Below are 12,164 nucleotides of genomic sequence, written 5' to 3' on the forward strand. Positions count from 1 at the left end.
CTGCTTCGCTGTCTTTTTGTTTTGAAGGAAGGAGCATACGCAACGAATAATTGTGATTTCCACTCCGGATTGTTCGCTTTCCACGGGGCTCGCGTTGAACTTCCTCGTCACTTCGTTCCTGCGGGATTTCAAGCTGTCTCGCTGATCCCGTAGGAGTCTCACATCCTCCGTTCCAATCACCTTTTCCTTTAATAATTATAAATAAGAAGTATAGGTAATGTACCCGGTTAGAATTGGGCAAAACATAGAAAAGAGAGTGGAATTTATTGACGATGTTGTTTTTTGGCGAGAAGCGATTGACAGTAGTAGGAATAACCCATATACTTCAACTATGTTTAGTGCATAAAAGCATAAAAGCGTTTAAGTGAAAAAGAGATTGAGGGGAACAAGTTAATGAAAAAAGAGATAACATTTGGACAGTCAATTGGGATTGTCGTTGTTTTATTAGGACTTATTTTTGCATCATTATTTTTATTAGGTTTAGCACCACATGTTCCATTGCTTATTAGCATTGTAGCGCTTTGTACCATTGGAGCACTTATGGGTGGTAAGTGGAAAACTTTTGAACATGGCATTGTAGAAGGGATTAAAGTAGGGGTTAAGCCAATTTTAATTCTTATGCTTGTTGGTGTATTAATTGCTGCCTGGATGGTGGGCGGAACGATCCCAACTATTTTATCGTATGGATTCAATTGGATTTCACCGCAATATTTCTTAATTAGCGCACTTTTAATCACAATTTTAGTATCGAGCTTTACGGGAAGTACATTTACAACGATTAGCACGGTTGGAGTAGCTTTATTTGGAATTGGAACGGCTATTGGGGTGAATCCAGGCCTAGCTGCAGGAATCATTGTGTCAGGAGCAGTGTTTGGTGATAAGATGTCTCCTTTATCCGACACAACTAACTTTGCTTCAGGGATTGTTGGCGTTTCTCTAAGTGATCACATTCGCCATATGTTGTGGACCACGTTACCAAGTATTATTGTAACGGCTGTAATTGCATTGGTCATTGGCATAAGCACACATCGAACAGGTGTAAACTATGGAGATATTGAAGCTGTACAAAGTGCATTAGGTGATACGTTTAACCTTAATCTTCTAACACTTTTGTCACCGCTTGTTGTGTTAATTCTATCGATTAAACGATTTGATGTACTCCCTACGTTGGTAATTGGAATTATCATCGCCGTAATAACAGGGGTATTATTACAGCCAACTGTTACATTAGGAAGCATGCTTGGGGCTCTTCAAAGCGGTGGTCAAATTGATTCAGGAAATGAAATTGTAAATGCTATTGTCACAAAAGGCGGACTGGACTCCATGATGTTTTCAGTGTCCCTTGTCATTATTGCGCTAGCTCTTGGTGGGTTGATGCGTGAACTTGGTGTTGTTCAAGCTTTAATTGAAGGATTAGCTAAGCAAGTGCGAAGAAGTGGCGATGTAGTGTTTTCAACAGTTCTTTCATCTATTGGTGTTAACGTTATAACAGGCGAGCAGTATTTATCTATTTTATTACCTGGGCAAACATTCAAGCCTCTTTACGTGAAGTGGAACTTGCAGGAGAAAAACTTATCTCGTACGCTAGAAGATGGAGGAACAGTTATTAACCCATTAATTCCGTGGGGAGTAAGTGGAGCTTTCATTTCACAAACACTTGGTGTTCCAGTTGTCGATTATTTACCTTTTGCATTTTTCTGTCTGCTATGTCCAATATTTGCGGTAATTTTGGGCTACACAGGACTTGGTATTGCTAAACAAAAATAACTTATGATCTAAAAAGCTTTGAATTCTTAATTACTTATTAAGAATTCAAAGCTTTTTATTGTACCAATCATGTTTAATATTTGCTGTTAGAGGTAATGTGAGTAGAAGCTCTAATCTTTCTCTTCCAAAAAAGAGAAAGTAGTAATACAATAAACCATAACGTTTAGTTGAAGAGCTATTTGTGAAGGATTCCACAAAAATCCTTTTTAGCAAACATTTAAAAAGGGTAGAGCAAAAAGAAACGGCTCATCATAAAAAGAGATGAAAGTTAGTAATTAAGGAGAGGATTCTGTTTGAAAAAGTGGGGGTTCATTGTACTACTTACCATCGTTGTACTTGGCGTAACCGCTGTTTTTTATCGAGCGGAAAGCGACGATGTTAATAAAGAGAAAGTGCATTTATTTTCACCTTATGCTAGGAGTGTTGATATATATCAAATCACATATCCAAGCGATGGGTTGCAGGTTAAAGGTTTTTTATTACAGCCAAAAGACATTGTGGATAAAAAATATCCACTGCTAGTTTATAATCGTGGCGGGAACCGTGAGCACGGTATGATTCGAGATAAAACGCTGCGCTACTTATCATCATGGGCGGATAAAGGCTATGTTGTGGTTACAACCCAATATCGTGGTAATGGTGGAAGCGAAGGAGTAGAAACATACGGCGGGGACGATATTCATGATGTCCTTAACCTCATTAAATGGGGAGAACAGTTGCCTTATGTAAACCCTGAACAAAAAGTAGCGTTTGGATATTCTCGCGGTGGAATGATGACGTATTTAACCATGAAAAATGGCATATCCTTTGATGCGGTGGTTGTTCAATCCGGAATTACGGATATGTTTCAGTTCTACGACCAACGGGGTTCTGAAATGAAGCAAGTGCTAAGAGATATTGTTGGAGATCCTAAGGTGTATCCTGAACGATATAAAAGTCGATCGGTTGTGTATTGGAGCGATAAGGTAAATTCGCCGCTTCTTATTTTACAAGGAGATCACGACAAAAAGGTACATCATACGCAAGCAGAAAAGCTAGTTGCGCAGCTTGAAGAACAAAACAAAGAGTATAAATATGTCTTATACAAAGGCGGAGATCACCCACTAAGCAACTATTATAATCAGTATAATGCTGAGATTGACAAGTGGTTTCAACGGCATTTAGTTGAATAAAAGTGGCAAGCATATTCGTCCGTTTTTCGCACATCCTAGAAAGGAACACTATAGAAAAGGATGATGAACGATGACACAATCAAAAAGACAGCAAGAGCGTCAATGGAATGTGCGTAAACAGTCGCAAAATCCACCTCATGGCAAAGTAAAGTCATTTGAAGAATTAGCAGAAGAAATTACGCCAAAAAATAAAAATAAATAATAAAAACCCCTCTAATTGAGGGGCTTTTTGTTTGTTTAGATTAAGGGTTAGTAGACCACATACCAGCTGATTTAATAAAGATACGAGGGTGTAGCTTCAGCTGTGCTACCATGATTTCCGCTAAATCTTCAGGTTGCATTACCTTTTCAGGATTACCGTCTGTTAGGTTTTCCTTATAAGCAAGCTCTGTAGCAACTGTACTTGGTGTTAAAGCAGTTACGCGAATATTGTGTTTGCGTACTTCAAGAGCAAGCGATTCTGTCAGACCTAATAAACCAAATTTTGAAGCACTGTATGCACTTGTTACAGGAGCTCCTTTTTGTCCAGCAGTAGAGGAGATATTAATGATATCTCCACTGTTTTTCTCAATCATTTGTGGTAAAACAGCTCTTGTAACGTAATAGACACCCATTAAGTTAATATCAATGATCTGCTTCCATTCTTCGGGAGATAGTTCTAAAAAGCCTCCGAATTTTCCGATGCCGGCATTGTTGATTAAAATGTCTGCTTTACCTAGTTGGTTATATAAGTAATCAACGGCTTTATTTACTTCTTCCATTGAAGATACGTCTGCTGTAGCATAAGCAACTTTTACACCCAATGCTTCGACTTCTTGTGCAACGGCTTGTAAATCAGCTTCTGTACGTGCTAGTAAGCCAAGGTTGACACCTTCTTTTGCTAAATCAAGCGCTGTTGCTCGGCCAATACCTTTACCAGCACCAGTAATGATGGCTACTTTTCCTTGTAATGATTGTCCCATCTTTCGTCACTCCTTCTTAATTAAACTATCGTTATTGCTAAAATCAGTTTGCAAATCATGCTAAATGAGTAGCTGAATAAATTAGCAATCCATCTAATCCTACAAAATGTAGAGAACCATTGTCAAAGCTCTTGCTCTATAAGGCGGTTAAAAATACCAAGATAACTGAATAAATTTCCTGCATAGACAGAAACTATAAGGACTTGAAGAGGAACGCTGTGCCGTTTGGAAAATGGAGGATGACGTATGCGAATAAAAAAACTATCAGAATTAAAAAATCGATCTAAAAAGCCTAAAGAAAATGAATCACAACCAATAGCTGAATCTTCATCTTCCGATACTGAACTGTTAAAAAGCGTAAAAGATAACTTGAATGCGGTGAAAGCAGAGCTTGGAGATAGTGCTGATGTGGTTTGCCGCGAGTTTGCCATTTCAGTTCAAGAGAAATTTCGATTAGGGCTTATCTATATTGATGGATTGACGAGTGAGGATAGCGTACAAGAGTTTACCATGGAATCAATCATGCATAATCATACGAAACAGCTCGTTCATGATGATGGTGCTGTGAACATGTTTGAGTTCATTAAAAATTACAGCTTAGCAATTGGGGAAATTAAAGAGGTGACTCTTTTAGATGACGTGATTTTACATGTTTTATCAGGTGATACGGCTCTATTTATAGAAGGTTATCAAACGTGTATCATTGCTAGTACAAGAGGGTGGGGAGAAAGAGCGATTTCAGAACCACAGGCTCAAACAGTAGTGCGTGGACCAAGAGATAGCTTTACTGAAACGCTGCGCACCAATACGGCACTGGTAAGAAGACGGATTAAATCTCCTAATTTACGAATGGAGTCTCAGAAAATCGGTAAAGTAACGCAAACAGACGTAGCGATTATGTATGTAAAAGGAATAGCTGATAAGCAAGTGGTGAAAGAAGTAAAGTCCCGGCTTTCTAAAATTGATATTGACGGCATATTAGAGAGCGGATACATTGAAGAGCTTATTCAGGATGAAGATTATACTCCTTTTCCAACAATTTATAACACAGAGAGACCTGACTCAGTATCAGCAGGTCTTTTAGAAGGTCGAGTAGCAATCTTTGTAGACGGAACGCCGTTTGTGCTATTAGTCCCGGCTGTGTTTATTCAATTCTTTCAAGCTGCTGAAGATTATTATCAGCGTGCAGATATTAGTACACTCATTCGTATTATTCGATACGTCGCATTTTTCTTAGCTTTATTAACGCCGTCAGCTTATGTTGCGCTTACCACTTTTCATCAAGAAATGCTGCCGTTTAATTTGCTTGTTAGTATTGCAGCTCAGCGTGAAGGTGTCCCTTTTCCAGCCGTAATTGAAGCATTGATTATGGAAGTGGTCTTTGAAGTTTTGCGTGAGGCAGGAATTCGATTGCCAAGAGCCATAGGTTCTGCTATTTCGATTGTAGGAGCGCTCGTATTAGGGGAGGCTGCGGTACAGGCGGGGGTGGTCTCACCAGCGATGGTCATTGTTGTATCCATAACTGCCATCAGTAACTTTGTATCGCCGGCTTACGATATGGCGATTGCTGTAAGGATGCTTCGCTTTGTCTTGGTGTTTTTAGCAGCAACATTTGGATTGTTTGGAATTATTTTAGGACTTATTTTAATGATTCTACATCTGTGCAGTTTACGTTCATTTGGTATTCCATATATGACACCAATGGCTCCATTTGTAAGTAGTGACCAAAAAGATGCGCTCATTCGTCGTTCGTTAAAGAAAATGAATACGAGACCGAAGCTTATTAGCGAACAAAACGTTGTACGTGAACGGTCAAATGATGAGAATTAGCTTTTATAAAGGTGGAATAAGCATGAAACGAATCGTACTTGTATTATGCATATGTCTACTCCCACTATCAGGCTGTTGGAGTAGTCGAGAGCTAAATGAATTGGCCATCACCGTAGCGGTAGGTATTGACGAAGTAAAAGATGGAATTGAGTTAACGGTTCAAATTATTAACCCGGGCGATATGCAAGTCCAAACGCCGACGAATGGTCCCTCGGTTACTACGTACTCGATTAAAGCAGATTCTGTCATGGAAGCTCTTCGGAAAATGACAATTAAATCACCTAGAAAAATATACTTATCTCATTTACGGATGCTTGTTCTTAGTGAAGGAATTGCAAAAAGCGGAATTGCTGAAGTGTTAGATTTTTTCGCGCGAGATCATGAGGTGCGAACCGATTATTTTGTTGTGGTAGCAAAAAATTCACGCGCTTCATCCGTTTTAAATGTCTTGACAACCATTGAAAAAATTCCAGCCAATTATATGTTTGCTGCATTGGATACGTCACAAAAAGTTTGGGCGCCTACGCGAGGTGTAAAGCTGAATGAGCTTATTAGTAACTTAACGAGTCAAGGCAAACATCCTGTGTTAACCGCTGTTCTTGTAAAAGGTAACCACAAAAAAGGCGGAGATATGGCAAATATCCAGCGAGTTAATCAAAAAACCATTCTAAAATTTAAAGGTCTTGGCATTTTTAAAGGAGATGAACTTGTTGGGTGGTTTAATGAAAGTGAAAGTAAAGGATATAACTATGTTACCGGAAATGTAAAAAGTACGGTCGTTGTTATTCCGTGTGAAAAAAAAGAAAAATCCCATGACATTATTGGAGTTGAGATGCTGCGAACAAGTACGGATATTAAAAGCCGTATGAAAGGTGGAAAGCCTGTTATTGATGTGAACTTAAAGGGAGAAGCAAACATCGCTGACGTAGAGTGCCAGGTTAACTTGCAGGACCCTGCTATGATTACTGAACTAGAGAAAAAAACGGAACATGATGTGCAAGATAAAATGCGAAGAGCAATTAAGAGAGCACAAAACGAATATCAAAGTGATGTCTTTGGGTTTGGAGAAGTTTTTTACCGCCAAAACGTAAAGGACTGGAACAAGATGAAAAATCGCTGGGATGAAATCTTTGCGACAGATCTAGAAGTGAACTTAAAAGTAGATGTGCAAATCCGTCGACTTGGAACGTTGAATAACTCATACATGAAAGAGATGCAGGATTAGTGCAACATGGAAAACTTACTGCTGTTTTTAGGGGTATTCAGCTTTTTAGCATATAAGGCAATCCGCCCTCTTTATCAACAAAAACAGATAAAAGAAATCGTAATATACAGCAGCTTTTCTACTATAAGAGTGGTAATGTGGATAGCGGTTATTTTTCGAATAACCATTCCAACTCCGCTGTATGCCCTTGAGTTTTGGATGCAGTCCATCATTGATATCTTTTCTTCATTTTATTCGGTGTAGGTGTTCAATATGAGCCAAAAAGAAGTGATAAGTGGGAAACAGTTCTTTACATTAACCCATGTATTCTCCATTGGAAGTGCAATCTTAGTTGTATCTACTTTATTATTAGCTGTGGCAAAGAACATCGCTTGGATTTGTGCAATAATTGGAACAGGAAGTGGGTTAGTATTTGCGAGGCTTTTATTATGGTTAATCCAAAAATACCCTCAATCGACGCTAATTGATATAGCAAAGAAGTCTTGTGGCAAGTATGACCGAAAATCGGTAACTACCTAGTGAGGAAAGGAGAGGAAAGGAATGCATTCACGCTTAGTAATAAGCAATTTTCAACTATTCTCAATGATGCTGCTGTTCTTATTTGGAAGTGCGACCGTTGTGAGTATTGGACAGGAAGCACGTCAATCCGCATGGATTGCCGTTTTAGTAGGGATGTTAATGTACCTGCCTTTCTTTGCTCTTTTTACACTTTTATATAAAAGGCATCCAGAAGAAACGTTTCCAACAATATTAAAAATTGCTTTTGGAAAGCTAGTTGGCAAAATTATTTGCATGCTGTACGTGCTATATTTTATTTACATTGGTGCGCGTGTTCTAAGAGACTTTTGTGACCTGTTATTGTTAACATCAATGAGGGATACGCCTCTAGTTATTGTGGGCGGGGTTATGACGCTAGTTATTGCGTATGCATGCTTTTTAGAAGTTGAGCCAATCGCAAGAGCGAGTGTGTTATTGTTAGTTGTTTTTGTTGGCGTCATTGTATTAGTTTTTTTCTTACTGTTCTTTTCTGATGTTATGAACCCAGATCATATGCACCCCATTTTAGCTGAAGGAATCGGTTCAATTTTTAGAGCGGTGTTTCCGCTTATTTTGACGTTTCCATTTGGAGAAATGGTTGTTTTCTTAATGTTTAACCAGTTTATAAAAGGAGAAAAGTCTCTTAGAAAGGTGGGAACGCGTGCCGTGGTGATAGGAGGCGTTATGCTTAGTATGTTAAGTTTAATTAACTTAACTACACTCGGACAGCACTTGGTAGAATCATCGACAATCCCCCTACTTGTAACCGTACAGCAAGTGAATATTAGAGATATTATTCAGCGGATGGATACGCTAGCCATTAGTGTTCTTATTATTGGCGGTTTTGCTAAAGTAACGATTTTCGCATATGCAGCTATTTTAGGGATAAAAGATATTTATCAAACCAGGAGTCACAAGCTATCACTCCTTTTGGTTACGGTATCCATTCTGACTACGACTATTTTTATGTCGGATAATTTTGTTAAACATTTAGAGATAGGTTTGAAAATTGTACCAGTTTGGATTCACATTCCCATGCAGTTTGTCATTCCAATCGTAACGCTGGTGATGATTCAATTGAAAAGTAGGAAGAAAAGTAGAAGTACATAGTAATTTTAAATGGAGTATGATATAGTTAAAAGCGAAAATTGAAAGAAGAAATGCCGTGCTCTATGTGCGGGAGAGGTTCGTAAACTCCCTCTATAAAAAACTAAGATCATCAGTGAGATGACAAATGGCGCCGATTTTAGGGGCTTTTTTCCTGTTTCTTTTTTAATATAAGAAAGGGATTCTTAGTTAAGGGAGATTGCAAACGAAGCAATCTCTTTTTTTATATGATCTAAACAACGGAATGTTTTCTTCTTTGACTTTATAAAGGAAAAGGAGACAAAAAAATGAAAAACGAAAAAGCAATTGTTGTATTTAGCGGTGGACAAGATAGTACGACTTGTTTATTTTGGGCGCTAAAAAATTTTAAAGAAGTGGAAACTGTTACGTTCGGCTACGGTCAGCGTCATAGTAAAGAGATTGAGGTTGCAGAAGCCATTGCAAAAGATCTTGGTGTGAAGCACACAATTTTAGATATGTCGTTGTTAAGCCAACTAGCGCCTAACGCACTAACAAGAGATGATATTGACATTAGCCAAGAGGAAGGGGAGCTACCGACAACGTTTGTGGACGGACGCAACCTTCTCTTTTTATCATTTGCGGCTGTATTAGCTAAAAATAGCGGTGCACGTCATTTAGTAACAGGTGTATGCGAAACAGATTTTTCAGGGTATCCAGACTGCAGAGATGTGTTTGTTAAATCGCTAAACGTAACGCTGAATTTATCAATGGATTTTGAATTTGTTATTCACACACCGTTAATGTGGATTGATAAAGCAGAGACATGGGGACTAGCGGATGAACTAGGTGCGCTTGACTATGTACGTGAACATACATTAACTTGCTATAACGGTATTATTGCAGATGGGTGCGGAGAGTGTCCTGCATGTAAACTTCGCAAGAGAGGTCTAGAACAATATCTTGACACGAAACAAGGAGGGGAACAGTAATGCTTCAGCAAATTTACCCACAGGTAGCACATCCTTATTCGTACGAATTAAATAAAGACATGAATTTTGCCGCTGCGCATTTTGTTCCTCATGAGTCAGCAGGAAAATGTCAGCAGGTTCATGGCCATACGTATTTTGTTAATTTAACTATTGCAGGTGATGAATTAGATTCATCAGGCTTTTTAGTTAACTTTGCTACGTTGAAAAAAATTGTTTCTGGTCAGTTCGATCATACGCTTTTAAATGATCATAAAGAGTTGTTTAATGAAGAGGATGCGAATGATTTTCCAACATCTGAAGTTATTGCTCGGAAAATTTATGAACTTGTACAAGCTCACTTAGATGAACTTGAAAATAAGCCAGCATGCGTGCAAGTGTTTGTTCGTGAAACTCCTACAAGCTATGTTGTATATCGTCCAAAGAAGGTGAAGCGAGATGAATAATAAGGTTCCTGTTCTCGAAATATTTGGTCCAACGATTCAAGGAGAAGGAATGGTTGTGGGCCGAAAAACAATGTTTGTGCGCACAGCTGGCTGTGATTACTCATGCAGTTGGTGTGATTCGGCATTTACTTGGGATGGGTCAGCGAAAAGTGACATCCGTCAACTGACGGACGAAGAGGTCTGGCATGAATTGCAAACCTTAGGAGGAGACCGCTTTGACCATGTAACTATTTCAGGAGGGAATCCAGCGCTGTTGAAATCTTTAGATAAACTGATTGATCGCTTGCATGATCATCAAAAGCAAGTCGCGCTTGAAACTCAGGGAAGTCGCTTTCAAGAGTGGTTTTATAAAATTGACGATTTAACTCTTTCACCCAAGCCACCAAGCTCGGGAATGAAGACAAATTACGAAGTGTTGGATGATATTGTTGAACGCTTGCAAAACAATGGACGTAGTCAACATATTAGCATTAAAGTGGTTGTGTTTGATGAAACGGATTTCGATTATGCAAAACACATTCATCAGCGCTATCCATCAGTGCCATTCTTTGTTCAAGTAGGAAATGATGATTTGACAACAACGGATGACGATGCGTTAACTCGTAAATTATTAGGGAAGTATGAGTGGCTAATTGATCTTGTTGTAGCTACAACAGATATGAATAATGTACGCGTATTGCCGCAGGTTCATGCACTTGTATGGGGAAATAAAAGAGGCGTGTAAGCGTTCTTTAAAAAATTTACAAATAAAATACAAAAACAAATATGTACAAAATGAAAAAACGCTGTTAGAATGACAATCGTAGAAAGAGAGGAAACACACATGAGTGGTCGTAAAGAAGAGGAATTAGAAGGTGTAACGCTTTTAGGTAATCAAGGAACAAAGTACTTGTTTGAGTATTCACCAGAAATTTTAGAGGTGTTTGATAACAAGCATCCAAATCGAGATTATTTCGTTAAATTTAATTGTCCAGAATTTACAAGCTTATGTCCGCAAACAGGACAGCCTGATTTTGCTACAATCTATATTAGCTATATACCTGATGAAAAAATGGTTGAAAGTAAGTCTTTAAAGCTTTATTTGTTTAGTTTCCGAAACCATGGTGATTTCCATGAAGATTGTATGAATATTATTATGAATGACTTAATCGAATTAATGAATCCACGTTATATTGAGGTATGGGGGAAATTTACGCCACGTGGTGGAATTTCCATTGATCCATATACAAACTATGGTCGTCCAGGCACAAAGTATGAAGAAATGGCTTCTTATCGATTAATGAATCACGATTTATATCCAGAAACGATTGATAATCGTTAATGAAAGCAGGTTGTCTTAACAACCTGTTTTCCGATGTAAACAACAACAAGGTGAGAAGGTGAAAGAATGTCACAAAGATCAGCATTAGTACTAGGAGCAAGTGGCCTTATTGGTCAAGAACTTTTACAGTTGCTTTTAGATAATCGCTCATATAGCCATGTGACAGTACTTGTTCGAAAGGCACTGCCGGTTGAACATGAAAAGCTACGTCAGCTCGAAATTGATTTTGCAGAGCTTGAAAAGTATGAGAAAGATTTTGCAGTTGATGATGTATATTGTTGTTTAGGCACAACGATGAAGAAAGCAAAAACAAAATCGAAATTTATTAAAGTGGACTATGAATTCCCACTAAAAGCAGCAAAATGTGCCGAAGCAAATCGCTGCCAAAACTTTTTAACCGTTACAGCAATTGGTGCTGATCTTCGTTCCCCTTTCTTTTACAGTAAGGTAAAAGGTCAGGTGGAAGAAGATATTGCGAGTCTGTACATTCGATCTACGCATTTCTTCCGTCCATCGCTACTATTAGGCAAACGCGATGAGTTTCGTTTGTTTGAAAAAGTAGGGGAATACACTCTTAAGTCTTGCTCATTCTGCCTAATTGGTAAATGGAAGAAATATCGACCAATTAAAGCTTACAATGTTGCAAAAGCAATGATGAAAGCGGCTATGGAAGATAAAGCAGGGGTTCATATCCATGAAAGTCAAGATATTTTCACAGGAGAATGTTATTACTCATTTACAAATGGTAAAAAAGTGATTGCAAAGTAAAAGAGGCTGGGACATAAGTAATTCAGCCAATGATAAACCTGAACGATTGAGAGTTTCTCACTTTTAATCGTTCAGGTTTTTT

General features: G+C 38.4%; 15 protein-coding genes and 1 riboswitch. Of the genes, 13 read left to right on the forward strand and 2 right to left on the reverse strand.

Annotation, left to right across the window (positions count from 1 at the left end; translation table 11 throughout):
- On the reverse strand, positions 1–241 hold a 241-nt coding region (locus tag AS180_RS23685; RefSeq protein ID WP_374700002.1), incomplete at its 3' end, for a hypothetical protein.
- Positions 242–393: 152 nt separating this feature from the next.
- Here AS180_RS23685 and nhaC point away from each other — a divergent pair.
- The 3 genes from nhaC (at position 394) to AS180_RS23690 (ending at position 3,141) form a co-directional block, all read left to right on the forward strand.
- Entirely contained in the window at positions 394–1,767 is a 1,374-nt protein-coding gene (nhaC, locus tag AS180_RS18800; protein ID WP_025908409.1) for a Na+/H+ antiporter NhaC, read from the forward strand.
- Between the two features lie 293 nt (positions 1,768–2,060).
- Positions 2,061–2,939: an alpha/beta hydrolase family protein gene (locus AS180_RS18805; RefSeq protein WP_025908410.1), complete on the forward strand. Its 879-nt coding sequence runs from the start codon at positions 2,061–2,063 to the stop codon at positions 2,937–2,939.
- A 70-nt stretch (positions 2,940–3,009) separates the two neighbouring features.
- Positions 3,010–3,141 carry a DUF6254 family protein gene (locus tag AS180_RS23690; RefSeq protein ID WP_220387615.1) on the forward strand — a complete coding sequence of 44 codons (132 nt, stop codon included), beginning with the start codon at positions 3,010–3,012 and terminating at the stop codon, positions 3,139–3,141.
- Between the two features lie 40 nt (positions 3,142–3,181).
- On the opposite strand, the gene AS180_RS18810 is transcribed toward AS180_RS23690, so the two are convergent.
- A complete protein-coding gene (locus AS180_RS18810) occupies positions 3,182–3,901 on the reverse strand; it encodes a 3-ketoacyl-ACP reductase (protein ID WP_062687301.1) in 720 nt (239 codons plus the stop codon).
- Positions 3,902–4,147: 246 nt separating this feature from the next.
- Between AS180_RS18810 and AS180_RS18815 the strand changes: the two genes are divergently transcribed.
- The 10 genes from AS180_RS18815 to AS180_RS18860 all read left to right on the forward strand — a co-directional run bounded on the left by AS180_RS18815 (position 4,148) and on the right by AS180_RS18860 (position 12,082).
- Positions 4,148–5,731 (forward strand): spore germination protein, encoded by a 1,584-nt coding sequence (locus AS180_RS18815; protein ID WP_062687302.1) that lies wholly within the window; start codon positions 4,148–4,150, stop codon positions 5,729–5,731.
- Between the two features lie 22 nt (positions 5,732–5,753).
- Positions 5,754–6,956, forward strand: a complete 1,203-nt coding sequence (locus AS180_RS18820) for a Ger(x)C family spore germination protein (protein ID WP_062687303.1) — start codon at positions 5,754–5,756, stop codon at positions 6,954–6,956.
- Positions 6,957–6,962: 6 nt separating this feature from the next.
- On the forward strand, positions 6,963–7,199 hold the full coding sequence (locus AS180_RS18825; protein WP_062687304.1) for a hypothetical protein: 237 nt from the start codon (positions 6,963–6,965) through the stop codon (positions 7,197–7,199).
- A 9-nt stretch (positions 7,200–7,208) separates the two neighbouring features.
- A complete protein-coding gene (locus AS180_RS18830) occupies positions 7,209–7,475 on the forward strand; it encodes a GerAB/ArcD/ProY family transporter (RefSeq protein WP_025908414.1) in 267 nt (88 codons plus the stop codon).
- A 21-nt stretch (positions 7,476–7,496) separates the two neighbouring features.
- Entirely contained in the window at positions 7,497–8,603 is a 1,107-nt protein-coding gene (locus tag AS180_RS18835; protein ID WP_062687305.1) for a GerAB/ArcD/ProY family transporter, read from the forward strand.
- A gap of 66 nt (positions 8,604–8,669) precedes the next feature.
- Positions 8,670–8,713: riboswitch (PreQ1 riboswitch) on the forward strand.
- Positions 8,714–8,887: 174 nt separating this feature from the next.
- Entirely contained in the window at positions 8,888–9,550 is a 663-nt protein-coding gene (queC, locus tag AS180_RS18840) for a 7-cyano-7-deazaguanine synthase QueC (protein WP_025908416.1), read from the forward strand.
- Positions 9,550–9,993, forward strand: coding sequence for a 6-carboxytetrahydropterin synthase QueD (gene queD / locus AS180_RS18845; protein WP_061786157.1), 444 nt, complete (start codon positions 9,550–9,552; stop codon positions 9,991–9,993). The genes queC and queD overlap by 1 nt, the downstream gene beginning before the upstream one ends.
- Positions 9,986–10,717 (forward strand): 7-carboxy-7-deazaguanine synthase QueE, encoded by a 732-nt coding sequence (gene queE / locus AS180_RS18850; RefSeq protein ID WP_025908418.1) that lies wholly within the window; start codon positions 9,986–9,988, stop codon positions 10,715–10,717. Before queD ends, queE begins: the two co-directional genes overlap by 8 nt.
- Before the next feature lie 99 nt (positions 10,718–10,816).
- On the forward strand, positions 10,817–11,314 hold the full coding sequence (queF, locus tag AS180_RS18855) for a preQ(1) synthase (protein ID WP_061786159.1): 498 nt from the start codon (positions 10,817–10,819) through the stop codon (positions 11,312–11,314).
- A gap of 66 nt (positions 11,315–11,380) precedes the next feature.
- A complete protein-coding gene (locus tag AS180_RS18860) occupies positions 11,381–12,082 on the forward strand; it encodes an oxidoreductase (RefSeq protein WP_025908420.1) in 702 nt (233 codons plus the stop codon).
- Positions 12,083–12,164 lie beyond the last annotated feature (82 nt).

This window comes from Priestia veravalensis (assembly GCF_001457055.1).
Classification (GTDB): domain Bacteria; phylum Bacillota; class Bacilli; order Bacillales; family Bacillaceae_H; genus Priestia; species Priestia flexa.

Coding starts and splice junctions, on each gene's coding strand:
- queD (WP_061786157.1), top strand. CDS start 9,550: ATGCTTCAGCAAATTTACCCACAGGTAGCACATCCTTATTCGTACGAA.
- queE (WP_025908418.1), top strand. CDS start 9,986: ATGAATAATAAGGTTCCTGTTCTCGAAATATTTGGTCCAACGATTCAA.
- AS180_RS18810 (WP_062687301.1), bottom strand. CDS start 3,901: ATGGGACAATCATTACAAGGAAAAGTAGCCATCATTACTGGTGCTGGT.
- nhaC (WP_025908409.1), top strand. CDS start 394: ATGAAAAAAGAGATAACATTTGGACAGTCAATTGGGATTGTCGTTGTT.
- queC (WP_025908416.1), top strand. CDS start 8,888: ATGAAAAACGAAAAAGCAATTGTTGTATTTAGCGGTGGACAAGATAGT.
- AS180_RS18835 (WP_062687305.1), top strand. CDS start 7,497: ATGCATTCACGCTTAGTAATAAGCAATTTTCAACTATTCTCAATGATG.
- AS180_RS18825 (WP_062687304.1), top strand. CDS start 6,963: ATGGAAAACTTACTGCTGTTTTTAGGGGTATTCAGCTTTTTAGCATAT.
- AS180_RS18860 (WP_025908420.1), top strand. CDS start 11,381: ATGTCACAAAGATCAGCATTAGTACTAGGAGCAAGTGGCCTTATTGGT.
- queF (WP_061786159.1), top strand. CDS start 10,817: ATGAGTGGTCGTAAAGAAGAGGAATTAGAAGGTGTAACGCTTTTAGGT.
- AS180_RS23690 (WP_220387615.1), top strand. CDS start 3,010: ATGACACAATCAAAAAGACAGCAAGAGCGTCAATGGAATGTGCGTAAA.
- AS180_RS18830 (WP_025908414.1), top strand. CDS start 7,209: ATGAGCCAAAAAGAAGTGATAAGTGGGAAACAGTTCTTTACATTAACC.
- AS180_RS18820 (WP_062687303.1), top strand. CDS start 5,754: ATGAAACGAATCGTACTTGTATTATGCATATGTCTACTCCCACTATCA.
- AS180_RS18815 (WP_062687302.1), top strand. CDS start 4,148: ATGCGAATAAAAAAACTATCAGAATTAAAAAATCGATCTAAAAAGCCT.